This window comes from Streptomyces sp. GL_141, from assembly GCF_057834385.1.
Window position 1 is genome coordinate 1,749,491 of record NZ_CM174402.1, and the last position, 24,464, is coordinate 1,773,954.

22 protein-coding genes are annotated in these 24,464 nt (G+C 71.9%); 18 read left to right on the forward strand and 4 right to left on the reverse strand.

Going from position 1 to position 24,464, the window contains the following annotated elements; translation table 11 throughout:
- Positions 1-460: 460 nt before the first annotated feature.
- Positions 461-4,261, reverse strand: a complete 3,801-nt coding sequence (locus tag AC3IX6_RS07435; RefSeq protein WP_489369444.1) for a S8 family peptidase — start codon at positions 4,259-4,261, stop codon at positions 461-463.
- 201 nt (positions 4,262-4,462) lie between these two features.
- On the opposite strand from AC3IX6_RS07435, the gene AC3IX6_RS07440 reads away from it, so the two are divergent.
- From AC3IX6_RS07440 to AC3IX6_RS07450, 3 genes are all read left to right on the forward strand, one after another.
- Positions 4,463-5,440 carry a helix-turn-helix domain-containing protein gene (locus tag AC3IX6_RS07440; protein WP_489371363.1) on the forward strand — a complete coding sequence of 326 codons (978 nt, stop codon included), beginning with the start codon at positions 4,463-4,465 and terminating at the stop codon, positions 5,438-5,440.
- A 24-nt stretch (positions 5,441-5,464) separates the two neighbouring features.
- Positions 5,465-5,956, forward strand: a complete 492-nt coding sequence (locus AC3IX6_RS07445; protein WP_489369445.1) for a DUF456 domain-containing protein — start codon at positions 5,465-5,467, stop codon at positions 5,954-5,956.
- A 99-nt stretch (positions 5,957-6,055) separates the two neighbouring features.
- Positions 6,056-6,451 carry a PPOX class F420-dependent oxidoreductase gene (locus AC3IX6_RS07450; protein WP_489369446.1) on the forward strand — a complete coding sequence of 132 codons (396 nt, stop codon included), beginning with the start codon at positions 6,056-6,058 and terminating at the stop codon, positions 6,449-6,451.
- A 198-nt stretch (positions 6,452-6,649) separates the two neighbouring features.
- Here the strand turns inward: AC3IX6_RS07450 and rsgA are convergent, their stop codons facing one another.
- Positions 6,650-7,798, reverse strand: a complete 1,149-nt coding sequence (gene rsgA, locus AC3IX6_RS07455) for a ribosome small subunit-dependent GTPase A (RefSeq protein ID WP_489369447.1) — start codon at positions 7,796-7,798, stop codon at positions 6,650-6,652.
- 417 nt (positions 7,799-8,215) lie between these two features.
- Here rsgA and AC3IX6_RS07460 point away from each other — a divergent pair, with 417 nt between their 5' ends.
- Positions 8,216-8,983, forward strand: coding sequence for a TetR family transcriptional regulator (locus tag AC3IX6_RS07460; protein ID WP_489369448.1), 768 nt, complete (start codon positions 8,216-8,218; stop codon positions 8,981-8,983).
- Between the two features lie 75 nt (positions 8,984-9,058).
- On the forward strand, positions 9,059-9,460 hold the full coding sequence (locus tag AC3IX6_RS07465) for a VOC family protein (protein ID WP_489369449.1): 402 nt from the start codon (positions 9,059-9,061) through the stop codon (positions 9,458-9,460).
- On the opposite strand, the gene AC3IX6_RS07470 is transcribed toward AC3IX6_RS07465, so the two are convergent.
- Together AC3IX6_RS07470 and AC3IX6_RS07475 are read right to left on the reverse strand one after the other, a co-directional pair.
- Positions 9,391-10,161 carry a helix-turn-helix domain-containing protein gene (locus AC3IX6_RS07470; protein WP_489369450.1) on the reverse strand — a complete coding sequence of 257 codons (771 nt, stop codon included), beginning with the start codon at positions 10,159-10,161 and terminating at the stop codon, positions 9,391-9,393. The two genes, AC3IX6_RS07465 and AC3IX6_RS07470, sit on opposite strands and share 70 nt — an antisense overlap.
- Before the next feature lie 117 nt (positions 10,162-10,278).
- Complete coding sequence (locus AC3IX6_RS07475) at positions 10,279-11,403, reverse strand: YihY/virulence factor BrkB family protein (protein WP_489369451.1); 1,125 nt, start codon at positions 11,401-11,403, stop codon at positions 10,279-10,281.
- A gap of 17 nt (positions 11,404-11,420) precedes the next feature.
- On the opposite strand from AC3IX6_RS07475, the gene AC3IX6_RS07480 reads away from it, so the two are divergent.
- The 13 genes from AC3IX6_RS07480 (at position 11,421) to AC3IX6_RS07540 (ending at position 24,459) form a co-directional block, all read left to right on the forward strand.
- On the forward strand, positions 11,421-13,076 hold the full coding sequence (locus AC3IX6_RS07480) for an acyl-CoA dehydrogenase family protein (protein WP_489369452.1): 1,656 nt from the start codon (positions 11,421-11,423) through the stop codon (positions 13,074-13,076).
- A 395-nt stretch (positions 13,077-13,471) separates the two neighbouring features.
- Positions 13,472-14,737 (forward strand): helix-turn-helix domain-containing protein, encoded by a 1,266-nt coding sequence (locus AC3IX6_RS07485; protein ID WP_489371364.1) that lies wholly within the window; start codon positions 13,472-13,474, stop codon positions 14,735-14,737.
- A gap of 5 nt (positions 14,738-14,742) precedes the next feature.
- Positions 14,743-15,306 carry a GNAT family N-acetyltransferase gene (locus AC3IX6_RS07490; protein WP_250744144.1) on the forward strand — a complete coding sequence of 188 codons (564 nt, stop codon included), beginning with the start codon at positions 14,743-14,745 and terminating at the stop codon, positions 15,304-15,306.
- 273 nt (positions 15,307-15,579) lie between these two features.
- The gene (locus AC3IX6_RS07495; protein ID WP_312847410.1) at positions 15,580-15,663 is read left to right on the forward strand and encodes a putative leader peptide; all 84 of its coding nucleotides are present in this window, start codon (positions 15,580-15,582) and stop codon (positions 15,661-15,663) included.
- Positions 15,664-15,871: 208 nt separating this feature from the next.
- Entirely contained in the window at positions 15,872-17,581 is a 1,710-nt protein-coding gene (locus tag AC3IX6_RS07500) for a nitrite/sulfite reductase (RefSeq protein ID WP_489369453.1), read from the forward strand.
- Entirely contained in the window at positions 17,578-17,757 is a 180-nt protein-coding gene (locus tag AC3IX6_RS07505) for a DpnI domain-containing protein (RefSeq protein WP_214956597.1), read from the forward strand. The genes AC3IX6_RS07500 and AC3IX6_RS07505 overlap by 4 nt, the downstream gene beginning before the upstream one ends.
- Complete coding sequence (locus AC3IX6_RS07510; RefSeq protein WP_489369454.1) at positions 17,754-18,452, forward strand: phosphoadenylyl-sulfate reductase; 699 nt, start codon at positions 17,754-17,756, stop codon at positions 18,450-18,452. The genes AC3IX6_RS07505 and AC3IX6_RS07510 overlap by 4 nt, the downstream gene beginning before the upstream one ends.
- A gap of 77 nt (positions 18,453-18,529) precedes the next feature.
- Entirely contained in the window at positions 18,530-19,075 is a 546-nt protein-coding gene (cysC, locus tag AC3IX6_RS07515; protein WP_215148038.1) for an adenylyl-sulfate kinase, read from the forward strand.
- Positions 19,072-20,010, forward strand: coding sequence for a sulfate adenylyltransferase subunit CysD (gene cysD / locus AC3IX6_RS07520; RefSeq protein WP_385384147.1), 939 nt, complete (start codon positions 19,072-19,074; stop codon positions 20,008-20,010). The genes cysC and cysD overlap by 4 nt, the downstream gene beginning before the upstream one ends.
- Before the next feature lies 1 nt (position 20,011).
- Positions 20,012-21,361, forward strand: a complete 1,350-nt coding sequence (locus AC3IX6_RS07525; protein ID WP_489369455.1) for a sulfate adenylyltransferase subunit 1 — start codon at positions 20,012-20,014, stop codon at positions 21,359-21,361.
- Between the two features lie 220 nt (positions 21,362-21,581).
- A complete protein-coding gene (locus AC3IX6_RS07530) occupies positions 21,582-22,700 on the forward strand; it encodes an ABC transporter substrate-binding protein (RefSeq protein WP_489371365.1) in 1,119 nt (372 codons plus the stop codon).
- A 75-nt stretch (positions 22,701-22,775) separates the two neighbouring features.
- On the forward strand, positions 22,776-23,570 hold the full coding sequence (locus AC3IX6_RS07535) for an ABC transporter ATP-binding protein (RefSeq protein ID WP_489369456.1): 795 nt from the start codon (positions 22,776-22,778) through the stop codon (positions 23,568-23,570).
- Positions 23,557-24,459: an ABC transporter permease gene (locus tag AC3IX6_RS07540; protein ID WP_489369457.1), complete on the forward strand. Its 903-nt coding sequence runs from the start codon at positions 23,557-23,559 to the stop codon at positions 24,457-24,459. The genes AC3IX6_RS07535 and AC3IX6_RS07540 overlap by 14 nt, the downstream gene beginning before the upstream one ends.
- The last annotated feature ends 5 nt before the right edge of the window (positions 24,460-24,464 follow it).

Below are 24,464 nucleotides of genomic sequence, written 5' to 3' on the forward strand. Positions count from 1 at the left end.
AGCCACAGGCGGCTCCACCACCGGCCCGGGAGACACCACCGGCGGCTCCGCCTCCACCCCCGGCCCGCCAACGGCCACAGGCGGCTCCGCCACCGGCCAGGAATCAGGCACAGGCGGCTCCGCCACGGCACCGGGTGGAATCACCGGCTCCGGGTCCGGGTCGGCGGTGGGTTCCGTCAAGGGGGCCGGGGTTCTCCGGGGGTTGGGTACCGGTACCGGGTTCGGGGCGACCAGGACCGCCGCCGAGCGGAAGCGGTGTTCCAGGGTGTCCCGGGGGTCGGGTTCAGGTCCCCCGTCGGGGTCCTCGTAGAGCTTCTGCCACCAGTCATCCGCGCCCGCGTCCCGCTGACTCATGGCCCTCATTGTCGGGCTCCGGCGCAGCCGAAATCCGGCGAACGCAGGAAAAGGGGGGCCCATCGGACCGCCGTCCGATGGACCCCCCTGCTCTATGTCGTACGACTTACCGAATGTCGTACGCCCGCGCGACCATCTGGGTGACGGTGGCGCCGTTCTTGTCGGTCAGCTCGACCTTGAGCATGACCCGCTTGCCCGCGGCTCCGGCGTGGTCCACGGTCGCGGTCCACTGCCCGCCGCGCTCGCCGACCTTCGCCTCGGTCCAGCTGCCGCCCTCGTCGTACGAGTACGACAGCTTGGCCGACTTGAGCGCGCCCGGCGCGTAGCCCGCGTGCCCGCTGACCGAGAGGCCGATCTTCTGGCCGTTGGCCGCGGCCAGCGTCTTCATGCCGTCCAGCGGGGCGGAGATCCGCGGGAAGATGACCGGCAGCGCCTGCGAGTACTGCGTCGCGTCCAGCTTCGAGCGGAAGGTCCAGGTGGTCTGGATCGCGGAGGAGCGCTGCCAGGTACGGGCCGGCTGGCCGAACTTCTCCAGGTACTGGGTCAGTTCGTACGTGGCCTCGCGGTCCGGGACCTCGAAGGCACCGAACGGGTATCCGGTGTCGCCCAGCGACTCGCCGTCGACCTTGAGCGAGACGTTGCCGAGGTCGCCGAAGCCGCCCTGCTGGGCGTAGTGCCCGGTGTCGCCCCAGATGGCGGAGGCGAAGCCGATCAGGTTGCCCTGCCGCTCGGCGGCCAGCTGCTCCTTGCCCGCGGTGTCGCGCGGCGCCACCGGGCCGATGACCCCGTCGTACCAGTTCTCGGCGCGCTTCGAGCCCGCCTTGTACGTACGGTGCTGGTCGGTCATGAACTCGCCCCACGGGAAGCTGCTGGAGACCAGGTGGTCCCAGGCGGTGTCCCCGGCGGAGTAGTACTCGGTGCGCTTGCCCGGTACCGCGACGGTGTCGATGGAGCCGAAGTACACGGCGTTGCCGAGCGGGCGGTAGGCCCCGGTCACGTCGACGTAGTCGGCGGCGACGCCCATCGACTGGTAGGCCGATTCGACGGCGCCCAGGTCACGGTCGCGCACCCGGTAGGTACGGTCCCCGTGGACCTGGCCCTTCTCGATCTGGGCCAGGTTGTAGACGTACGGGCTCTTCGCGCTGCCCTTCCAGCTCAGTGTGACCGGGCCCTTGCCGAGCTTGGCCAGCAGGGCCTGACCCTCGGCCGATTCGACGGTCAGCACGGGGAGGGCGCCGCCCGCGTAGCCGGTGAAGGCCTGCCAGCGGCCGGGGGCCTCGCGGTAGACGAGGACGGCCTTGGCTCCGGCCGCCTTCGCGTTGCCGGCGATCTCGTACGCCGAGCCCTCGTCCGCCGTCTTGACCAGCACGATCGCGTTCTTGGCGGCGACGGCCGCGAGCTCCTCGGGCGTGCCCGAGCCCGCGTTGACGAGCGGGGCGCTGCCCGTGCCGTCGAGGTTGTCGCTGCCGGTGGAGGCGGTGAGCGGGTGCAGCACCGGGCCGCCGTCGGCCTTCAGCTCGGAGAGCAGCGGCGCGGCCGCCCGCCAGTAGCTGCCGAACTCGTAGTCGCCCTCCTTGGCCGTGCCGTCGACCGAGGCGTAGTAGCCGCGGATCGTGCGGCCGCCCATGGCGCTGCCGGCGTGGACCCACGCGTCGCCCCAGGAGCGGGAGAAGGCGAGGGTGGTGGCGCGTGCCTCGGCGGGCTTGTCGGTGGCGATGCTCAGCCTGGCCGCCTTGCGGGCGTCCAGCACGATCACCGTGTCCTTCTTGATCTCCGTCTGCGGACGGCCGAGGTAGGTGAGCGAGTCGTACATCCGGTCGCCCTCTCCGGCGTCGGGAGTACCGACGAAGGCGGAGAGGAAGTACGAGCCCGGGCGGACCCGGTAGACCTGGTCGGCGGCGCCCTCGTTGAAGCGGCGCTCACCGGTGGCGTCGTCGGTGCCGATCAGGTCCAGGGAGGACGGGCCCGCGGCCGGCTTGCCCGCGCGGTCGATGAGCTTGACGCGCACCGTCACCGTCTCCGGCTCCACGTAGAGGGAGAAGGGGGTGGAGACGTGCACGCCGTTCGCCGTGGCGACGACGCGGCCGGTGACGTCCCCGTACTGGGAGCGCTCCAGCTTCGCGGCGGGGTCCAGGGCGAGCGGCACCTTGACGGTGGCTCCGGCCGGGACGGTCACGGTGCGCTTGTCCAGGCGGGCGACCTGGCTGCGGACGGCGGAGCCGTCGTTGCCGGTGACCTTCTGCACGGAGAGGTTCAGCGTGACGGGCTTGGTCCCCGTGTTGGTGTACGGGACCTCGATGCCGGTGCGGTCGCTGCGGTCCTGCGGCCAGTTGAAGGTGCCGCCCTGGAGCGCCGGGGCGCCGGTGACGGTGGTGTCGACGGCGGCCTTGACGTCGAGCCGGCCACCGCCGGTCTCCCGTACGTCGCCCGGGACGGCGGTGTTGGCGGAGCCGACGAGCGCGGCCTTGATCTGCTGCGGGGTCCAGTCGGGGTGGCGCTGCTTGACGATGGCGGCGGCGCCCGCGACGTGCGGGGTGGCCATCGAGGTGCCGGACATGGACGTGTACGCGTACACCCCGCGGCCGCCCATGGCCGCGGCGGAGATCTGCACGCCGGGGGCGGCGATCTCGGGCTTGAGGGTGTGGTTCAGGCCGGCCGGGCCGCGGCTGGAGAAGGAGGCCGTCTTGTCGTCGCGGTCGACGGCGCCGACGGTCAGCACGCTGGGCGCGCAACCGGGCGAGGAGACGGTGTTGTTGCCGGGTCCGGAGTTGCCGGCGGCGATGACGAAGAGGGTGTTGCCGCTCTGGGCCAGCGCCTCGGTGGCCGCGGCCATCGGGTCGTCGCAGGAGAGCTGGGAGGGGTCGCCCAGGCTCATGGAGACGACGTCGGCCTTGCTGTCCACGGCCCACTGCATGCCCGCGATGATCCAGGAGTCCAGGCCGTAGCCGGAGTCGTTGAGGACCTTGCCGCTGAGCAGCTGGGCGCCGGGGGCGACGCCCTTCTTGGCGCCGGCGCTCGCGGCGCCGGAGCCGCCGACAGTGGAAATGGTGTGGGTGCCGTGGCCCTGGCGGTCCTCGGCGGTGTCCGAGTCGGTGAAGTTCTTGGCTTCGGCGACCCGGCCCTTGAGGTCGGGGTGTTCGAGGTCGGTGCCGGTGTCGAGGACGGCGACCTTGGTGCCCGTGCCGTCGAATCCGGCGGCCCACGCGGCGGTGGCGCCGACCTGCTGGGTGGAACGCTCCAGGTTCGCCTGGACCTTGCCGTCCAGCCACAGCTTCTTCAGCGGGGCGGAGGCGGCCGACCGGGCGCGCGCGTTGACGTGCGCGCCGGTGACGTCGGCCCAGAAGTCGGCGGCCTTCTCCTTGTCGGCGGCGAGGGCGACACCGCCGATGGAGCCGAGGACCAGCGACTGCTCGGCGCCGCGCGGAACGGGCGGGGCACTGCGCGCGAGGCTCGCGGAGCGCTCGTACACGGCGATCAGCGGGAGCTTCTTGGCGTGCGTGTCGTCGTAGCCCTGCCGGATCAGGCCGGTGACGTTGAAGAGTTCCTCGTCGACCTTGCCCGCGGCGAGGGCCGTGACCGCGCTCTCGGGGTAGACGTAGAGGTCCTTGCCCGCCTGGCGGGTCTGCACGATCGGCTGCGAGCCGTCGGCGCGGGGCATCGCGGTGGCGGCCGTACGGCCCTGCGCGTCGGTGGAGACCAGGATCCGGTCACCGGTGACCAGGGTCACCGTCACGGGCCCGGTGGGCTGCTTCGCGGCCTCCCGGCTCCCGGTGAGGGCCTTCCCTGCCGTGCCGGATCCTGCTCCGGACGCTCCGTCGCTCGGCTGTGCCGTGGACGGGCCCACGGCCGTGACGGCCAGGACGGCCGCGATGGCCGCTCCCAGTGCCGTACGCGATATCGGGCGCATCGCTCTCCCCAGATGAATTCCGGCCAACTACTGCATTGCACGGCGAAACCGCCGCGTAAATGGCTTCTGGCCAGCGGATGTTGGTGCTGCGGTGGCGCCACCTTGGCAGAGGGGCGGGGGGTGCGGCGATGATGTCGGCGGCGGGTTTGCGCCGTGGCCGCTTCCCGCCAGGAACGGCTCCGAGAAGGTTGGGTGGACAAGGTGCTGGGTGCGATAGGCCTCGACGAAGGACAGGAGTCCGCTTACCGCGCGCTGGTCGCGCTGGGGGCGGCGGAGATACCGGACCTCGCGCACCGGCTGACACTGCCGGTGCAGCAGACCGAACGGACCCTGCGCCACCTGGAGCGGCACGGGCTCGCCGCCCAGTCCTCCGCGCGCCCCGGCCGGTGGGTGGCGGCCCCGCCCGGGGTCGCCCTGGGGGCCCTGCTCACCCAGCAGCGGCACGAGCTGGAGCAGGCGGAACTGGCGGCGGCCCTGCTGGCGGAGGAGTACCGGGCGGAGGCCGCCGAGCCGGCCGTGCACGACCTGGTGGAGGTGGTGACGGGCGCGAGCGCGGTGGCCCACCGCTTCCACCAGCTCCAGCTCGGCGCGGTGGAGGAGGTGTGCGCGCTGGTCAGCGGCCGGCCGCAGGTGGTGACGGGCACGGACAACGAGGCGGAGGAACGGGCGGCCGTACGGGGCGTCGCGTACCGGGTGGTCATCGAACGGGAGGTGCTGACCCTGCCGACCGGGATCCGCGAGGCCTCCACGGCGCTGGCCCGCGGCGAGCACATCCGGGTGTCGGCCGCGGTGCCGACCAAACTCGTCATCGCGGACCGGACGCTCGCGATGGTCCCGCTGACGGCGCGCGGCGCGGAGCCGGCGGCGCTCGTCGTGCACGCGTCGGGGCTGCTGGAGTCCCTGATGGGCCTCTTCGAGGCGGTCTGGCGGGAGTCGCTCCCGCTGCGGCTGGGCTCCACCGGGGCGCCGGAGGAATTCGACGGCGGACCCGACGCCACGGACCTGGAGATCCTCACCCTCCTGCTGGCGGGGATGACGGACGCGAGCGTGGCGAAGCACCTGGAGCTGGGCCTGCGGACGGTGCAGCGGCGGGTCAAGGGCCTGATGGAACTGGCGGGGGTCACGACCCGGCTCCAGCTCGGCTGGCACGCGTACGAACGGGGCTGGGTGGCCCGGTAGCCCCAGGTCAGGCAGGCTGAGCAGATGGATCTGCCTCAGCTGCCCCAGTTGCTGCTGGTGGGGCTGGTGCTGGTGCTCGGATTGCTCGGGGTACTGGTCCCCGGCGCCCCCGGCACCCTCCTCGTCTGGGCCGGACTCCTGTGGTGGGCGCTGCACGAACGGTCGTCGGTGGCCTGGGGCCTGCTGGCGGGCGCGACGGCGCTGCTGCTGATCGTCCAGGTGGTGAAGTGGCAGCTGCCCCCGCGACGGCTCCGGGGGGTCGGCGTCACCCGCCGGATGGTGGTGTACGCGGGTGCGGGGGCGGTACTGGGCTTCGTGCTGATCCCGGTCGTCGGCACGGTCCCCGGCTTCGTGGGCGGCATCTACCTCTGCGAGCGGCGCCGCCTGGGCACCCACGGGGAGGCGTGGGCGTCGGTACGGGCGGTGATGCGGGCGGTGGGCACGAGCGTGCTGGTGGAGCTGTTCGCGTGCCTGCTGGTGGTGGGAGCCTGGGCAGGCACGGTCCTGTGGACCTAGCCACGCCGTCCCCGGCCCCGTCCACATCCCCGGCCCCGTCCTGCGGACTAGGGCTTCGGCCCGATGCGCCGCCCGGGCCCGGCTGGGATCGTCTCCCCCATGACGGAGACGACGGACAAGACGGAGTTCCAGGGTTTCAGTGAGGCCGAGCTGACCTACCTGCGTTCGCAGCACCTGGGCCGGCTCGCGACGGTGGACGCGGCCGGGCAGCCGCAGGCGAACCCGGTGGGGTTCTTCCCGCAGGACGACGGGACGATCCTGGTGGGCGGGCTGGCGATGGGCACGACGAAGAAGTGGCGCAACCTCACCAGGAACCCCCGGCTGTCCCTGGTCGTGGACGACCTGGTGAGCACGCGTCCCTGGACGGTGCGCGGGATCGAGATCCGCGGCCGGGCCACCCTGGAGGTGGGCCCGCACTCCCTGGGCCCCCACTTCAGCCCGGAGGTCATCCGGATCCACCCGGACCGCGCCCTGTCGTGGGGCCTGACGGGCTAGCCCGCTCCCCCGCGGGCCGGGGCCGCGTTCGGTGTGGCTGGATGTGGCCGCCGTCTGCCCGAACGTGCCGCCAACGTGCGGGCAATTTCAGCCCGTCCGGCGTTGAGGACCGGGGTTTGGGGCGGATCCCCAGGGCGGGTCCGGGCGGAGCCCGGGGAACGGGCCCCCGGGCCGCGTGCGGCCCGGGGGCGGGGGTCGTCAGGCTCGGCCCGTGCGCTTCGCGGAATAGTTCGCGCGGCCCTCCGCCGAGCGGAGCCTCCAGTCGCGCCTGATCTCCGCCCGGAGCCGCGCATCGGTCTTCGCGACGATCCGCTGGTTCTCCCGCAGCAGCTTGCGGTAGCTGTCCAGCCGCCGTTCGGCCAGCTCCCCGGAGTCCACCGCGGCCCGCACCCCGCACCCCGGCTCCGCCTCGTGCGCGCAGTCCTGGAAACGGCACCGCTCCGCGTACTCCTCGATCTCCGAGAAGACCTGCCCGACGCCCGCCTCCGCGTCGAAGAGCCCGACGCCCCGCAGCCCGGGGGTGTCGATCAGCACGCCGCCGCCCGGCAGCGCGAGCAGGTTCCGCGTCGTGGTGGTGTGGCGGCCCTTGCCGTCGACGTCACGCGTCTCCTGGACCTCCATCACCTCCGCCCCGAGCAGGGCGTTGGCCAGCGTGGACTTGCCCGCGCCGGAGATCCCGAGGAGCACGCTCGTACCGCCCCCGACCACCGCGGCGAGCACGTCCGTGCCCTCCCCGGTCACGGAGGACACCGTGAGGACCCCGACCCCGGGGGCCGCGGCCTCCACGTCCTGGACGAGGTGTCCGAGGGTGACCGGGTCCGGGACCAGATCCGCCTTGGTCAGGACCACGAGGGGCTGCGCCCCCGATTCCCAGGCGAGCGCGAGGAACCGCTCGATGCGGCCGAGGTCCAGCTCGACCGCCAGCGACACCGCGATGATCGCGTGGTCGACGTTCGCGGCGAGGATCTGTCCCTCGGACCGCTGGGAGGAGGTGGACCGCACGAAGGCGGTCCGGCGCGGCAGGTACGTCTTCACGTAGCGCGGATTGCCGTGCGCCTCCAGCACCGCCCAGTCACCGGTGCAGATGACCCGGAGCGGGTCGTGCGGGGTGACGAAGGCGGTGTCGGCGCGGACGATGCCGTGCGCCGTCATGACGTCGCACTGGCCGCGGTCGACCCGTACGACCCGGCCGGGCAGGAGGCCCTGGTCCGCGTACGGGGCGAACTCGGCCGCCCACGCTTCGTCCCAGCCGTAGGGGGCCAGGGCGTGCGGAAGCGATGGGGAGGACGAGGAAGAAGAGGTGAGAGAAGAGGTGAGGGAGGAAGCCGAGGAGGCGGAGAGAGACAAGGGAAACCCTTCACAGGGTGGCCCCGGCGGTGCGCGCCGCTGGCGCGAAAGAGGTGAGAGGTCAGCCGGAGACCACAGAAGTGACATTGATGGTCTTCTGAGTGCGGGCAACGCCCTGCGCCATGACAGTCATCAATGAACTCACCTCCGGGTCTGCATACGTACTGACGAGCGGTCCCGTACCGGTCTCGGCGGGAACGTCCCCACCGTAACAAGCACCCCCGGGACCGCGCCACTTCTTTTACGGGGAGTCCGAAGCCGGGTTTCGAACTTACCGCCGGTCAGGGCGGACCGGGGAAATCAGCGGTCAAGTCGGTTACAGAGATTAAGCTGTTCCGCATGGAGAGCAGCGGAACCGCAGATTCTGAGACGCTTTACGAGACACCCGCCGCCCCCGCTGCGCCGCGGAACGCCTTGATGGCCGAGACGGCTCCCGACACCCGGCGGCGGATCCTGCGGGTCTCCATGGAGTTGTTCGCCGTCCACGGCTTCCACGAGACCTCGCTGCGGGAGATCGCCGAACGGGTGGGCGTCTCCAAGCCGGCGGTGCTCTACCACTTCCCCGGCAAGGCCGACATCCTCGGCGCCCTCGTGGAGCCGATGCTCCGCGATCTGGCGGCCGCCCTGGCCCGCGCCGCGGCAGCCGGCGCGGGCGACGGACCCGCGGACCGGGCCCGGTGGGCCGCCATCGAGGGGGTGCTCGACGTCTGGCTGGAACACCGCCGGCTGCTCCGCCTGAACCTCCAGGACACGGCGCCGGCCGCCCCCGGCCCGGCCTTCGCCCGCCTGCGCGACGCCATGCTCCGGGCCAACTTCCTGGTCGCGGGGCCGAATCCCGGCTTCGCGGAGCGGGTGCGGGCCGCCCAGGCCGTCGCCATGCTCTCCGACCCGGTGGTGCTCTTCGCCGACGCCCCCGTCCCGGCCCTGCGCGAGGCCGTGCTGGACGGCGTACGCCGCCTGCTCGACGGCCCGCGGGAGCCGCGGGGAACGCACGGGCCCGACGCCCCCGCCCGGCCCGTGCCGGGGGGCCGGCGCGGGCGGCCCGCCGCCATGAGCCCGGCCATGATCGAGGCCGCCCGCCGGATGCACGCGGCGGGCAGCGGGGCCACCGCGATCGCCGCCGCGCTCGGCGTCTCCCGGGCCACGGTCTACCGGCACCTCCCCCAGGAGGAGGACACCGAGTGACCGGCCGGCCGCCCGCCACCGCCGGTGTCCGATTCGTTCAAGACCGGCCCGGCCGGGCGTGCCTAGGGTGAGTTCATGACTCCCCGACTCGACATGATCGGCATCATCGTCTCCGACATGGCCGCATCGCTCGCCTTCTACCGCCGCCTCGGCATCGACGTGCCCGCCGGGGCCGAAACCCAGCCGCACGTCGAAGCCGTCCTGCCGGGCGGGCAGCGGATCGGCTGGGACACGGAGGAGGTCATCCGCTCCTTCGACCCGTCCTGGACCCGCCCCACGAGCGACGGCCGGGTGGGGCTGGCGTTCCTGTGCGACTCCCCCGCCGAGGTGGACTCGCTGTACGCGGAGCTGACGGAGGCCGGGCACACGGGCCACCTGAAGCCCTGGGACGCCTTCTGGGGGCAGCGCTACGCCGTCGTCCTGGACCCGGACGGCTCCGGCATCTCCCTCTTCGCACCGGCGGAGCCCGCCGCGTAGGCCCCCGGCGTGGTCCCGGCCAGGGCCCGCGCCTCGCGGGTGTAGTGGGCCTGGTCGGCGTATCCGGACGCCGCCGCCACCGCCGCCTGCGGCAGCCCGCGCCGGGTCAGCGCGAGGGCCCGCTGGAGGCGCAGGATCCGGCCCAGGGTCCGGGGCCCGTAGCCGAAGGCATCGAGCGAGCGGCGGTGCAGTTGCCGCTCCCCCAGGCCGACCGCCCCCGCGACGGCGGCCACTCCCTGCCCGGCCCGCAGCCGGGCCGCGACCTCCGCGACGAGCGGGTCGGGGGGCCCGCCGTCGGCCGTGCGGAGCCGTGCCAGCTCCTCCAGTCCCGCGCGGGGATCCCCGTACGAGGCCACGCGCGCGGTGAGGCGCCGCACCTCGGCGGCGGGCCACAGGTCGGCCAGCTCGACCCGCCGGTCGCGCAGCAGCCGGGCCGGTACGCCGAGCAGCGCGGGCGCCGTGCCGGGGGCGAGCCTGATCCCGGCGAAGCCGGAGCCCGGGACTTCTCCGGCGGGGTGCGGGGCGGTGTCGGGTCCGGCCACCAGGAGCCGGCCGTCCACCCACAGCAGGTCCATGCACCCGTCGGGCAGCACGATGCCGGAGCCGGCCCCGCCGGCCCGCCAGAGCACCGCTCCGGCGACCGTCCGGGACGGCCGTTCCTCGTACCCCGAACCGGGCACGGAGTCCGCGGGATCCGCCACGGACACCAGGCTACGGCGACGGCCGGCGGCGGGCAGCAGCCACGGGCAGCAGCGGCAGGCACCGGGCAGCGGCCATGGGCAGCGGCAGCGGCCGCGGTCGGCGCCGGGCAGCGGCCGTCAGTGCTTGCGCAGGCGGGAGTGGTAGTCCTCGGGCGGCAGGAACTTCGACCAGCGCTCGGGGAACTCCGAGGGCATGCCCCCGTCCTCGTCGCCCTCGTCGTCCTCCGACTCCCCCTCGGCCAGGGCCCGCCAGGCGGCCGCCCGGGCGACGAGCTGGGCGGCCTCCGCCTCGCGGACCCGCTCGTTCGCCTCGCGCGCCGCCGCGGTGGCCACGGAGGGCCAGACCCGGTCGATGGCTGCGTTGACGGCGGCCCCGACGAGGACGGCGAAGGCCGAGATGCCGATCCACAGGAGGATCGCCACGGGGGCGGCCAGCGATCCGTAGATGGTCGGGCCCTCCACCGTGTTGGTGAGGTAGATCCGCAGCAGGAACGAGCCGAGCACCCACATGGCGAGGGCGACCAGCGCGCCGGGCACGTCCTCGATCCAGGGCGAGCGGACCGGGACGGAGACGTGGTAGAGCGTGGTCAGGAAGGCGATGGAGAGCAGCGTGACCACGGGCCAGTACAGGACCGCGATCACTTCCGTGCTCCAGGGCACCAGCCGCACCACCGCGTCCGGGCCGACCACCATCAGCGGCAGCACGATGGCGCCGATCAGCAGGGCGGCGATGTAGAGGACGAAGGCGAGCAGCCGGGTCTTGACGATGCCGCGGTGTCCGTCGAGGCCGTACATGACGGTGATGGTGTCGATGAAGACGTTGACGGCGCGCGAGCCCGACCAGAGGGCGAAGGCGAATCCGAGGGAGATGAGGTCGGGGCGGCCCCGGCCGGTGACGTCGTCGAGCATCGGTTTGGCGATGTCGTTGACGCCCCGGTCGGAGAGCACGGTGCCCACCGCGCGCAGGATGTTCTCCTCGATGCTGGCGACGGTCGTACCGCCCGACCAGCCGTCCACGTACCCGAGGAGGCCCAGCAGGCCCAGGAAGAGCGGGGGCAGCGAGAGCAGGGTGAAGAAGGCGGCCTCGGCGGCGAGTCCGAGGATCCGGTACTCGATGCACGAGTTCACGGTGTCTTTGAGCAGCAGCCACGCCATCTTGCGCTTGGAGACGTTGCGGTAGAGGGCGCGGGCCCGGTGGAGGCGTCCCGGAATCCGCTCAGGTGTTTCTTTCGCGTGCTGCACGTCCTTACGGTATCGGCATGGCAGCCACCACCCACACAGTCAGCAATCAGGCCCCGCCGCTCGTGGGCCACGACGTATACGGCAGCGACCGGGTCCTGAGCGAGGGGGTCGAGCGGCACCTCGCGGACGCCGCGCCCGAACTCGCCGCGGAGGTAAGGGAAGAGCTCACGGATCTGGGGCGTGCGGCCGGGTCCCGGCAGGCCCAGGACTGGGGGACGCAGGCGAACGAGAACCCGCCGAAGCTGCGGACGCACGACCGGTACGGCAACCGGATCGACGAGGTGGAGTTCCATCCCTCGTGGCACCGGCTTCTCGGGCACGCCGTGGGCGCCGGGCTCACCGACGCGTGGGGGCGGCCGGCGGGTCATCTGCGGCGGGCGGCCGGGTTCTTCGTGTGGTCGCAGGCTGAGGCGGGGCACGGCTGCCCGGTCTCGATGACGCACGCGGCGGTACCGGCGCTGCGGACCGATCCGGAGCTGGCCGCCGAATGGGAGCCGCGGCTGACCTCGCACGTGTACGAGGAGGGGCTGCGGCCGGCCGGGCGGAAGGCCGGGGTGCTCTTCGGGATGGGCATGACGGAGAAGCAGGGCGGCAGCGACGTCCGGGCGAACACGACGGCGGCGGTGCCGCTGGACGCCTCGGGCGAGTACCTGCTGACGGGGCACAAGTGGTTCTGCTCGGCGCCGATGTGCGACGGGTTCCTCGTCCTGGCGCAGGCGCCGGGCGGGCTGACCTGCTTCCTGGTGCCTCGGGTGCTGCCGGACGGGACGCGGAACGTCTTCGCGATCCAGCGGCTGAAGGACAAGCTGGGCAACCGGTCGAACGCGTCGAGCGAGGTGGAGTTCGACGGGACGTGGGCGCGGCGGGTGGGCGAGGAGGGCCGGGGGGTGCGGACCATCATCGAGATGGTCGCGGCGACCCGGCTGGACTGCGTGATCGGTTCGGCCTCGCTGATGCGGCAGGCGCTGACGCAGGCCGCTCACCATGCGGAGCACCGCTCTGCTTTCGGAGCACCGCTCATCGATCAGCCGCTGATGCGCAACGTGCTCGCCGACCTCGCCCTGGAGTCGGAGGCCGCCACCACCCTCACGCTCCGCCTCGCGGCCGCGTACGACGCCGTCCAGAGCTCGGGCAACGAGCAGGAGCGGGCCTTCCTGCGCATCGCGGTGCCCGCCGCGAAGTACTGGGTGACCAAGCGCTGTACGCCGATGGTCGCGGAGGCCCTGGAGTGTCTGGGCGGAAACGGCTACGTCGAGGAGTCCGGGATGCCCCGGCTGCTGCGCGAGTCCCCGCTGAACTCCATCTGGGAGGGATCGGGCAACGTCCAGGCCCTCGACGTGCTGCGCGCCCTCCAGCGCGAGCCGCAGGCGCTGAACGCCTTCCTCCAGGAGGTCGGCCTGGCGCGCGGCGCCGACCACCGGCTTGATTCGGCCATCAAGAACCTGCTGACCGAGCTCGCGGACCTGGAGGGCATCGAGGCCCGGGCCCGGCGGGTGGTGGAGCGGATGGCCTTGGTCCTGCAAGGATCCCTGCTGGTGCGCTGGGCCCCGCCGGAGGTGGCCGACGCCTTCTGCGCCTCGCGCCTGGGCGGGGACTGGGGCGCGGCCTTCGGCACGCTGCCGCACAGTCTGGATCTGGGATCCGTGGTGGAACGGGCCCGGATCGCGGGCTAGCGGAGGGCCCCAACCCTCCGGAAGCAGGCTCATGCGGAGGGCCCCAACCCTCCGAAAAGCACTGTGGTGCGGGATCCGGGCCCGTTGACCTGGATCAGGGATGGCGCCGCGCCGACTCGGCACCACCCCTGATCCGAGAAGCCCCGAGGAAGGAGCTGTCACGTCGCTCGGCGACGTGCGCACAGTTTCGATCGGGCGACCGGGACTTGGCGAGAGTTGCAAGACGTTGCAACCTTTGACTCGGAACCGTCCTTCGGACGTACCGGTCCGCGCCGGGAAGCGGCGCGCACCGGACGGCCCGGCCGGGCGGCAACCGTCGTACGCATGTTCGGCACGGGGAGGTTCCGGTGGTCCACACCACAGGCAGCGCGGTCGGTGCGGCACGCATCTCGGCCATGGACGCGCGGGAGGCCGCGCGTCTGCTCAAGGGGGTGCGGGCGGCCGCGCTCGCCGGGGACCGTCCGCCGGCGGCGCCGCGCCCGGAGATCGCGGAGTCCTGGCGCCGGATGATGGCGGGCGGGGTCCACCCGGACCGCGACAGCCGCTCGCGGATGCTGTCGGCCGCCGAGACCGAGGAGCGGCGCCAGACCTCTCCGCTACGGGAACTGCTGCCCGTCCTGCGCGAAGGACTGCTGCCCTCGCTGGACGAGGCCCTGCACATCATGGTCGTCGCCGACGCCGACGGGCGGCTCCTGTGGCGGGAGGGCCACTCCTCGATCCTGCGCAACGCGGACCGGCTCGGCTTCGGCGTGGGCGCCCACTGGGACGAGGCCGTGGTCGGCACCAACGGGGTCGGCACCGCCCTGGTGACCCGCAGACCGGTCCAGGTGTTCTCGGCGGAGCACTTCGTCTCCAGCCACCACGACTGGACCTGCGCCGGAGCCCCCGTACGGGACCCCCGCGACGGCTCGCTGCTCGGAGTCCTCGACGTCAGCGGGCCGCTGGCCACCATGCACCCGGCGACCCTGGCGTGGGTGAGCTCGGTGGCCCGCCTCGCGGAGCGGGAGCTGCGCGTACGCCACCTGGAGTCGCTGGAACGGCTGCGGACGGTGGCGGCCCCGCTGCTGGCCCGGATGCCGGGGCGGGCGCTGGCGGTGGACGCCAACGGGTGGACCGCGGCCGTCACGGGGCTCGCCCCGACGGAGCGGATCCCGCTGCCCAAGACCTTCGGACCGGGCCGGGTCTGGGTGCCGCAGCTCGGCGACTGCCTGGTGGAGCCGCTGCCGGGCGGCTGGCTGGTGAACGTCACGGAGGCCCGTACCGGCGCCGGGGCGGCGGCCCGCGTCGTCCTCGACCTCAGCCGGCCCGGAGCGTGGCGGGCCACCGTCTACGGGGCTTCGGGGAGCTGGTCGCAGGAGCTGAGCCCGCGCCACGCGGAGCTGCTGTTCCTGCTGGCGGAGTCCCCCCGGGGGCGGTCGGCGGCGGAGCTGGCGCAGGAGCTGTTCGGGGATCCGACGCGCACGGTGACGATCCGCGCGGAGATCTCCCGGGTGCGCCGCAACCTCGGCGGGGTGCTGGCCCACCGCCCGTACCGCTTCGCGCACGACGTGGAGGTGGAGCTGATCCGCCCGGCGAACCCGGCCGCGCTGCTGCCGCACTCCACCGCGCCGGCGGTGATCAGCGCCCGGCTGGGCCTGGCGGGGACCGGCGTGATTCCCTGACGTCCATGAGCACGAGCACACTGACCACCTGGTCCCTGGAAATGACCGCGCCGTCCGACCTCGTCGCGGCGGCGGTCCCGGGCCCGGAGATCCGGATCGTCCGCTCGGAGGTCCCGTCCCCCGAGTTCAGCCGGTTCCTCTACGCCTCGGTGGGCGGCGACATCCACTGGACGGACCGGCTGTCGCTGACCCGCGCGCAGTGGGTGGAGCAGCTGGACCGTCCGGGCGTGGAGACGTGGGTGGCGTACGACCGGGGCACCCCGGCGGGGTACGTGGAACTCGACCCGCAGCCCGACGGTGTGGTGGAGATCATGTACTTCGGTCTCCTCCCCGAATTCCGGGGGCGGCGCATCGGCGGCCACCTGCTGACCGTGGGCATCGAGCGGGCCTGGTCCCTGGCCGAGCGCTGGCCGGAGCTGGCCCCGACGCGGCGCGTCTGGCTGCACACGTGCAGCGACGACGGCCCGACCGCCATGGCGAACTACCTCCGGCGCGGCTTCAAGGTCTTCAAGGAGGAGACGGAGGAGAAGGCCGTCGCCCCCACCCCCGGCCCCTGGCCGGGCGCGTAGCCGCTCCGCGGCGAGGGGGGGGCGGGGCCCTGCGGGGTTTGCCCCCTCCCCGCCCTTCCACCATCCCCCAGACTCCGTCCGGGGGACCCCCAGCCGGGCTCCGCCCGGACCCGCGCCTCACACGCCGGCGAGGCTGGATACGCCCTGGGACCACCGGGCCCAAAGGGGCTGGTGAGGTGACCCCCGTCACCGGGATCTTGCGATGCGAGACGAGTTCGTCCGGATTGTGGACAGTAGTGGACTCCTCCAATCGCCCCATGCCACGCTTCCGCCATGAACGGAGCTGGAATTGCCTTGGTGAGTCGGCGGCACGTCGACCTCGGCCGCATGTCCAGCGCCATCTGTCCGGCGCGCTGACGCACAGCACCGCCGCGACAGCGCCCCGCACCGACGTCGCCGCGGAAGCGAACACACCGCACGCCGTCAGCCACCACCGCAGTCCCCTGTAGGCCGGTCGTCGCCCCAAAAAGGCGGCGAAACAGCCACATCCGCTCCACGCGCGCCAGGGGTCACGCCGCCGCTCCCCCTGCCCCTGCCTCGAGCCGCCCAAGAAGGACGTACCGCCATGGCCGCCACCCCCGATACGACCGCAGCCGCCGCACCCGCCGCCGCCGCGCGCCGCAAGACCGGCCGTCACCGCGGTGAGGGCCAGTGGGCCGTCGGACACCACACGCCCCTCAACGGCAACGAACAGTTCAAGAAGGACGACGACGGTCTCAATGTGCGGGCGCGCATCGAGAACATCTACTCCAAGGCGGGCTTCGACTCGATCGACCCCAACGACCTGCGCGGCCGTATGCGCTGGTGGGGCCTCTACACCCAGCGCAAGCCCGGGATCGACGGCGGCAAGACCGCGATCCTGGAGCCGGAGGAGCTGGACGACAAGTACTTCATGCTGCGCGTCCGCATCGACGGCGGCCGGCTGACCACCGAGCAGCTGCGCGTCATCGGTGAGATCTCCGAGGAGTTCGCCCGCGGCACCGCCGACCTCACGGACCGGCAGAACGTGCAGTACCACTGGATCCGCATCGAGGACGTCCCGGAGATCTGGCGCCGTCTGGAGGCCGTCGGCCTCTCGACCACCGAGGCCTGCGGTGACACCCCCCGTGTGATCCTCGGCTCGCCCGTCGCCGGCATCGCGCTGGACGAGATCATCGACGGCACCCCCGCCATCGACGAGATCTACGCCCGCATCGTGGGCAACCCCGCCTTCTCGAACCTGCCCCGCAAGTTCAAGTCCGCGATCTCCGGCTCGCCGCTGCTCGACGTGGCGCACGAGATCAACGACATCGCCTTCGTGGGCGTGAACCACCCCGAGCACGGCCCCGGCTTCGACGTCTGGGTCGGCGGCGGTCTCTCCACCAACCCGAAGCTGGGTGTGCGCCTGGGCACCTGGGTCTCGCTCGACGAGGTCCCGGACATCTACGAGGGCGTCATCTCGATCTTCCGCGACTACGGCTACCGCCGGCTGCGCACCCGCGCCCGCCTGAAGTTCCTCGTCGCCGACTGGGGCCCGGCCAAGTTCCGCCAGGTCCTGGAGGACGAGTACCTCAAGCGCAAGCTGACCGACGGCCCCGCGCCGGAGCAGCCCAGCGGCCAGTGGCGCGACCACGTCGGCGTGCACCAGCAGCAGGACGGCAAGTTCTACGTCGGCTTCGCGCCCCGCGTGGGCCGTGTCGACGGCGCCACCCTGACGAAGATCGCCGCCGTCGCCGAGCAGCACGGCTCCGGCCGGCTGCGCACCACCGCCGAGCAGAAGATGATCGTGCTCGACATCGAGGCGGGCCAGGTCGACTCGGTCGTCGCGGCCCTGGAGGCGCTCGACCTGCGGGTCAACCCGTCCCCGTTCCGCCGCGGCACGATGGCCTGCACCGGCATCGAGTTCTGCAAGCTGGCCATCGTCGAGACGAAGGCGCGCGGCGCCTCGCTGATCGACGAACTGGAGCGCCGCCTGCCGGAGTTCGCCGAGCCGCTCACCATCAACATCAACGGCTGCCCGAACGCCTGCGCCCGTATCCAGGTGGCGGACATCGGTCTCAAGGGCCAGCTGGTCCTGGACGACGAGGGCAACCAGGTCGAGGGCTACCAGGTCCACCTGGGCGGCGCCCTCGGGCTGGAGGCCGGATTCGGCCGCAAGGTCCGCGGGCTCAAGGTCACCTCGGCCGGTCTGCCGGATTACGTCGAGCGGGTCGTCTCGCGCTTCGAGGAGCAGCGCGAGGACGGCGAGCGCTTCGCCGCCTGGGTCGGCCGTGCCAAGGACGAGGACCTGTCGTGAGCGAGCGCGCCGCACCGTTCTACTGCCCGTACTGCGGCGACGAGGACCTGTTCCCGAACGAGACGGGTCACGGCGCCTGGGAATGCAGGGCCTGCAATCGAGCCTTCCAGCTGAAGTACCTCGGGCTGCTGGCCCGGGGTGTTCAGTCCAATGACGCTGGAGGGGACGAGATATGACCACGATTCAGGACGCGAGTCTCAAAACCCTGGCCGAGCAGGCGGGCCGGGACCTGGAAGACGCCTCCCCGCTGGAGATCCTCACCTGGGCGGCCGAGACCTTCGGCAAGAAGTTCGCCGTGACCTCCTCCATGGAGGACGCGGTCGTCGCCCACCTCGCCTCCCGCGCCTTCCCCGGCGTGGACGTGGTCTTCCTCGACACGGGCTACCACTTCGAGGAGACCATCGGCACCCGTGACGCGGTCGAGGCCGTGATGGACGTCAACGTCATCACGCTCACCCCGCGTCAGAGCGTCGCCGAGCAGGACGCCGAGTACGGTCCCAAGCTGCACGACCGCGATCCCGACCTGTGCTGCGCGCTGCGCAAGGTCAAGCCGCTCGAAGAGGGCCTGACCGCGTACGACGCCTGGGCCACGGGCCTGCGCCGCGACGAGTCCCCGACCCGGGCGAACACCCCGGTGGTCGGCTGGGACGAGAAGCGGCGGAAGGTCAAGGTCTCGCCGATCGCCCGCTGGACCCAGGACGACGTGGACGCGTACGTCCTGGAGCACGGTGTGCTCACCAACCCGCTGCTGATGGACGGTTACGCCTCCGTCGGCTGCGCCCCCTGCACCCGCCGGGTGGCGGAGGGCGAGGACGCCCGCGCCGGCCGCTGGGCCGGGCGCGGCAAGACCGAGTGCGGGCTGCACGGCTGATGACCACCACGAGCACGGCCACCGGCACGGACACCGGCAAGACCAACGCACGTACAGAACCGACGGAGACGAACCAGATGAGCGTGAGCGACCAGGGCGCCACCGTGTGGCTGACCGGGCTGCCGAGCGCGGGCAAGACCACCATCGCCTACGCGCTGGCCGAGCGGCTGCGCGCCGAGGGCCACCGCGTGGAGGTCCTCGACGGCGACGAGATCCGCGAGTTCCTCTCCGCCGGCCTCGGCTTCAGCCGTGAGGACCGGCACACCAACGTGCAGCGGATCGGCTTCGTCGCCGAACTCCTCGCGTCCAACGGCGTCAAGGCGCTCGTCCCGGTGATCGCGCCGTTCGCGGACAGCCGTGAGGCCGTCCGCAAGCGGCACGCCGCCGAGGGCACGAGCTACCTCGAAGTGCACGTGGCCACTCCGGTGGAGGTGTGCTCCGAGCGTGACGTGAAGGGCCTGTACGCCAAGCAGGCGGCGGGCGAGATCTCCGGTCTGACCGGGGTCGACGACCCGTACGAGGCACCGGAGTCCCCGGACCTCCGTATCGAGTCGCACACGCAGTCCGTACAGGAGTCCGCTTCGGCCCTGCACGCGCTGCTCACCGAGAGGGGTCTGGCATGACCGCCACCGTCGCACACGTCCACGAAGGGACGGACGCGCCCTACGCGCTGTCGCACCTCGACGCCCTCGAATCGGAGGCCGTGCACATCTTCCGCGAGGTGGCGGGCGAGTTCGAGAAGCCGGTGATCCTGTTCTCCGGCGGCAAGGACTCCATCGTCATGCTGCACCTGGCGCTGAAGGCGTTCGCGCCGGCGCCGGTGCCGTTCACCCTGCTCCACGTGGACACCGGCCACAACTTCCCCGAGGTCCTGGAGTACCGCGACCGCGCGGTCGCCAAGCACGGACTGCGCCTGCACGTGGCCTCCGTCCAGGAGTACATCGACGCCGGCAAGCTCCGCGAGCGTCCCGACGGCGTCCGCAACCCGCTGCAGACCGTCCCCCTCACGGAGGCGATCCAGCAGCTGAAGTTCGACGCGGTCTTCGGTGGCGGCCGTCGCGACGAGGAGAAGGCCCGCGCCAAGGAGCGCGTCTTCTCCCTGCGCGACGAGTTCTCCCAGTGGGACCCGCGCCGCCAGCGCCCCGAGCTGTGGCAGCTCTACAACGGCCGCCACGCCCCGGGCGAGCACGTGCGCGTGTTCCCGCTGTCCAACTGGACCGAGCTGGACGTGTGGCAGTACATCGCCCGCGAGAAGATCGAACTGCCGGAGATCTACTTCGCCCACGAGCGCGAGGTCTTCCAGCGCAACGGCATGTGGCTGACCGCCGGCGAATGGGGCGGCGCGAAGGACGGCGAGACCACCGAGACCCGCCTGATCCGCTACCGCACCGTCGGTGACATGTCCTGCACCGGTGCCGTCGATTCCGACGCCACCACGCTGGACGCCGTGATCACCGAAATCGCCGCCTCCCGGCTCACCGAGCGGGGTGCGACCCGCGCCGACGACAAGCTGTCCGAGGCCGCGATGGAAGACCGCAAGCGCGAAGGGTACTTCTAAAATGACCTCCACCACCGAGCAGTTCGCCGACCTGTCGGCGACCACGCTGCTGCGCTTCGCGACCGCGGGCTCCGTCGACGACGGCAAGTCCACCCTGGTCGGCCGTCTCCTGCACGACTCCAAGTCGGTCCTCACCGACCAGCTGGAAGCCGTGGAGCGGGTATCGGCCAGCCGCGGTCAGGACACCCCCGACCTGGCGCTGCTCACCGACGGCCTGCGGGCCGAGCGCGAGCAGGGCATCACCATCGACGTGGCCTACCGCTACTTCGCGACCGCCCGGCGCCGGTTCATCCTCGCCGACACCCCCGGGCACGTGCAGTACACCCGGAACATGGTCACCGGCGCCTCCACCGCCGACCTGGCCGTGGTGCTGGTCGACGCCCGCAACGGCGTGATCGAGCAGACCCGCCGGCACGCCGCCGTCGCGGCCCTCCTCCGGGTCCCGCACGTGGTCCTCGCCGTCAACAAGATGGACCTCGTGGGCTACGAGGAGGCGGTCTTCGCGCGGATCGCCGAGGAGTTCACCGCGTACGCCACGGGCCTGGGCGTCCCGGAGATCACCGCGATCCCGATCTCCGCGCTGGCCGGCGACAACGTGGTGGAGCCTTCCGCGAACATGGACTGGTACGGCGGCCCCACGGTGCTGGAGCACCTGGAGACCGTCCCGGTCAGCCACGACCTCACCGCCTGCCCGGCGCGTTTCCCGGTGCAGTACGTGATCCGTCCGCAGACCGCCGAGCACCCGGACTACCGGGGCTACGCGGGCCAGATCGCCTCCGGCGTGCTGCGGGTCGGCGAGGCCGTCACCGTCCTGCCGTCGGGCCGCACCTCGGTCATCGAGGGCATCGACGCGCTCGGCGAGAGCGTCGACATCGCGTGGGCCCCGCAGTCGGTGACCCTGCGCCTCAAGGACGACATCGACATCTCGCGCGGCGACCTGATCGCGCCGTCGTCGAGCTCCCCCGCCACCACGCAGGACGTCGTGGCGACGGTCTGCCACGTGGCGGACCAGCCCCTCGCCGTGGGCGCCCGGGTGCTGATCAAGCACACCACGCGCACGGTGAAGGCGATCGTCAAGGAGATCCCCTCGCGGCTGACCCTGGACGACCTGTCCCAGCACCCGAACCCCGGGCAGCTGGTGGCCAATGACATCGGCCGGGTCGTCGTCCGTACCGCCGAGCCGCTCGCGCTCGACTCGTACGCCGACTCGCGCCGCACCGGGTCCTTCCTGCTGATCGACCCGGCGGACGGCACGACCCTGGCGGCCGGCATGGTGGGCGAATCCTTCGTCTCGACCGCCGGGCCCGATAAGGGCGCAGTTCAGGCTGATGAGGAAGGGTGGGACTTCTGATCATGCTTGCCGATATTTTCTCCACCTTCGCGAAGGAGGGCGGCCGCGTAGGCAGCGGCTCCCTCGGCAGCGGCCAGGGAGGGGTGGGGCGATGTGCGTGATGACGTACGCGCACCGCATGCGCGCCCACACCCCCCACGAGCCGTACCTGCCCTTGTTCAGCAAACGAAGACGTGCGTCGTGACACGACGCTACGAGAGGAAGCCCTCCCGTGCCTGCCATCGGTACCCCGCGTAAGACCCTGCGCCGCAGCATCGTCGCCGCTGCCGCCCTCCCGCTCCTGATCGGCGCGCTCGCCTCGTGCGGCTACGGCTCCGAGGCCAAGAAGGACGACGCTCCGAAGGCGAACGTCGCGGACACCTCCGCCAAGAAGCTGTCGGCTTCCGAGGTCCGCATCGGCTACTTCCCGAACCTGACGCACGCCACCGCGCTGGTGGGCCTCCAGGAAGGCCTGATCGCCAAGGAGCTCGGCTCCACCACGATCAAGCCGCAGTCCTTCAACGCCGGCCCGTCCGAGATCGAAGCCCTCAACGGTGGCTCTCTCGACATCGGCTTCATCGGCCCCTCGCCGTCGATCAACGCCTACGTGAAGTCCAAGGGCTCCAACCTGCGGATCATCTCCGGCTCCGCCTCGGGCGGCGTGAAGCTGGTCGTGAACCCGGAGAAGATCAAGACCCTGGACGACCTCAAGGGCAAGAAGATCGCCACCCCGCAGAAGGGGAACACGCAGGACGTCGCGTTCCTCAACTGGATCGCCGAAAAGGGCTGGACGGTCGACCCGGAGTCCGGCAAGGGTGACGTCTCCGTCGTCCGCACGGACAACAAGGTCACCCCGGACGCCTTCAAGCAGGGCTCGATCGACGGCGCCTGGGTGCCGGAGCCCACGGCCTCCAAGCTCGTCGCCGACGGCGGCAAGGTCCTCCTCGACGAGACCGCCCTGTGGCCCGACAAGAAGTTCGTGATCACGAACATCATCGTGTCGCAGAAGTTCCTCACGGAGCACCCGGACGTCGTCGAGGCCGTGCTCACGGGCACGGTGAAGACCAACGAGTGGATCAACGCGAACCAGGAGAAGGCGAAGGCCTCCGCGAACGCGAAGCTCGCGGCGGAGGGCGGCAAGCCGCTCGACGCGGCGGTCATCGACCCGGCGTGGCCGAGCATCCTGATCACCGACGACCCGCTGGCGGCGACGCTGAAGACGCAGTCGGAGTGGGCGGTCAAGGCCAAGCTCATCGAGCAGCCCGACCTGAACGGCATCTACGACCTGAAGCTCCTGAACAAGGTGCTCAAGGCCGCCGGCAAGCCCGAGGTCTCCGACGCCGGTCTCGGCGCCAAGTAGCCCCTCCGGCAACCCCCTTCAGAACCCTTCAGTAACCCCTTCAGTACCCGTCCCGAATCCCAGGAGGTGACGACCATGGCCACCATGCTTGCCAAGGCTGCCGAGGGCACCGTAGCGGAGCAGACGCACGCCGCTCGGATCGAGCACGTCTCGAAGTCCTTCTCCGGCCCGGCCGGATCGCAGCTCGTCCTGGACGACATCAGCCTCGATGTCGCTCCCGGCGAGTTCGTCACCATCCTGGGTGCCTCGGGCTGTGGAAAGTCCACGCTGCTCAACCTGGTCGCCGGACTGGACAAGCCGTCCGCGGGGTCGATCGAGACCCCCGGCGGCCGTCCGGCCCTGATGTTCCAGGAGCACGCCCTCTTCCCGTGGCTCACCGCGGGCAAGAACATCGAACTCGCCCTGCGCCTGCGCGGGGTGCCCAAGGCCGACCGCAAGCCGGAGGCCGAGCGGCTGCTGGAGCTGGTCCGGCTCTCCGGCTCGTACGGCAAGCGGGTCCACGAGCTGTCCGGCGGCATGCGCCAGCGCGTGGCCCTGGCCCGGGCGCTCGCCCAGGACAGCCAGCTGCTGCTGATGGACGAGCCGTTCGCGGCGCTCGACGCCATCACCCGTGACGTGCTGCACGGCGAGCTCACCCGCATCTGGGAAGAGACGAACCTGTCCGTCCTGTTCGTCACGCACAACGTCCGCGAGGCCGTACGGCTCGCGCAGCGTGTGGTCCTGCTCTCCTCGCGCCCCGGCCGGGTCGCGAAGGAGTGGACCGTGGGCATCCCGCAGCCGCGCCGCATCGAGGACGCGGACGTCGCGGAACTGTCCCTTGAGATCACTGAACACCTGCGTGGGGAGATCCGCCGCCATGGCCAGCACTGACACCACCGCCGAGGTCCAGCCCAAGGCCAAGACGGACGACCTCGCCGGACTCGAAGCGGGTCTCGACGCGCTCGACGCCGTCCAGACCCACCGCACCCCGGTCCGCGAGGTCCTGGTCAAGAAGGTCCTGCCGCCGGCCATCGCCGTCGGCCTGGTCCTCCTCGTCTGGCAGATCCTCGTCGCGGCGAAGATCACCGACGAGACGAAGCTCCCCGCCCTGTCCTCCGTCTGGGACAGCCTGTCCGACATGTGGATGAAGGGCACCCTGCTCGAGGTCATCTGGACCAGCGTGTCGCGCGGTCTGCTCGGCTTCCTGCTGGCCCTGGCCATCGGCACCCCGCTCGGTCTGCTCGTCGCCCGGGTGAAGTTCGTCCGCGCCGCGATCGGCCCGATCCTGCAGGGCCTGCAGTCGCTGCCCTCGGTCGCCTGGGTGCCCCCGGCGGTGCTCTGGTTCGGGCTCAACGACGCGATGATGTACACCGTCATCCTGCTCGGCGCCGTCCCGTCGATCGCCAACGGCCTCGTCTCCGGCATCGACCAGATCCCGCCGCTGTTCCTGCGGGCCGGCCGCACCCTGGGCGCCACCGGCCTGCGCGGCGCCTGGCACGTGGTCATGCCGGCCGCGCTGCCCGGGTACCTGGCCGGCCTCAAGCAGGGCTGGGCCTTCTCCTGGCGCTCCCTGATGGCCGCCGAGATCATCGCCAGCTCCCCCGACCTGGGCCTGGGCCTGGGCCAGCTCCTCGAAAACGGCCGCAACAACATCGACCTGCCCGGCGTGTTCCTCGCGATCATCCTGATCCTGGTCGTCGGCATCGCGATCGACCTGCTGATCTTCAGCCCGGTCGAGCGGTGGGTGCTGCGCACCCGCGGCCTGCTGGTCAAGAGCTGATCACC

What these genes read in the sequence shown, in the direction of transcription:
- AC3IX6_RS07435 (WP_489369444.1), bottom strand. Translation starts at nt 4,261, where the DNA reads ATGCGCCCGATATCGCGTACGGCACTGGGAGCGGCCATCGCGGCCGTC.
- AC3IX6_RS07445 (WP_489369445.1), top strand. Translation starts at nt 5,465, where the DNA reads ATGGATCTGCCTCAGCTGCCCCAGTTGCTGCTGGTGGGGCTGGTGCTG.
- AC3IX6_RS07450 (WP_489369446.1), top strand. Translation starts at nt 6,056, where the DNA reads ATGACGGAGACGACGGACAAGACGGAGTTCCAGGGTTTCAGTGAGGCC.
- AC3IX6_RS07460 (WP_489369448.1), top strand. Translation starts at nt 8,216, where the DNA reads ATGGCCGAGACGGCTCCCGACACCCGGCGGCGGATCCTGCGGGTCTCC.
- AC3IX6_RS07465 (WP_489369449.1), top strand. Translation starts at nt 9,059, where the DNA reads ATGACTCCCCGACTCGACATGATCGGCATCATCGTCTCCGACATGGCC.
- AC3IX6_RS07480 (WP_489369452.1), top strand. Translation starts at nt 11,421, where the DNA reads ATGGCAGCCACCACCCACACAGTCAGCAATCAGGCCCCGCCGCTCGTG.
- AC3IX6_RS07485 (WP_489371364.1), top strand. Translation starts at nt 13,472, where the DNA reads ATGGACGCGCGGGAGGCCGCGCGTCTGCTCAAGGGGGTGCGGGCGGCC.
- AC3IX6_RS07490 (WP_250744144.1), top strand. Translation starts at nt 14,743, where the DNA reads ATGAGCACGAGCACACTGACCACCTGGTCCCTGGAAATGACCGCGCCG.
- AC3IX6_RS07495 (WP_312847410.1), top strand. Translation starts at nt 15,580, where the DNA reads ATGAACGGAGCTGGAATTGCCTTGGTGAGTCGGCGGCACGTCGACCTC.
- AC3IX6_RS07500 (WP_489369453.1), top strand. Translation starts at nt 15,872, where the DNA reads ATGGCCGCCACCCCCGATACGACCGCAGCCGCCGCACCCGCCGCCGCC.
- AC3IX6_RS07510 (WP_489369454.1), top strand. Translation starts at nt 17,754, where the DNA reads ATGACCACGATTCAGGACGCGAGTCTCAAAACCCTGGCCGAGCAGGCG.
- cysC (WP_215148038.1), top strand. Translation starts at nt 18,530, where the DNA reads ATGAGCGTGAGCGACCAGGGCGCCACCGTGTGGCTGACCGGGCTGCCG.
- cysD (WP_385384147.1), top strand. Translation starts at nt 19,072, where the DNA reads ATGACCGCCACCGTCGCACACGTCCACGAAGGGACGGACGCGCCCTAC.
- AC3IX6_RS07525 (WP_489369455.1), top strand. Translation starts at nt 20,012, where the DNA reads ATGACCTCCACCACCGAGCAGTTCGCCGACCTGTCGGCGACCACGCTG.
- AC3IX6_RS07535 (WP_489369456.1), top strand. Translation starts at nt 22,776, where the DNA reads ATGGCCACCATGCTTGCCAAGGCTGCCGAGGGCACCGTAGCGGAGCAG.
- AC3IX6_RS07540 (WP_489369457.1), top strand. Translation starts at nt 23,557, where the DNA reads ATGGCCAGCACTGACACCACCGCCGAGGTCCAGCCCAAGGCCAAGACG.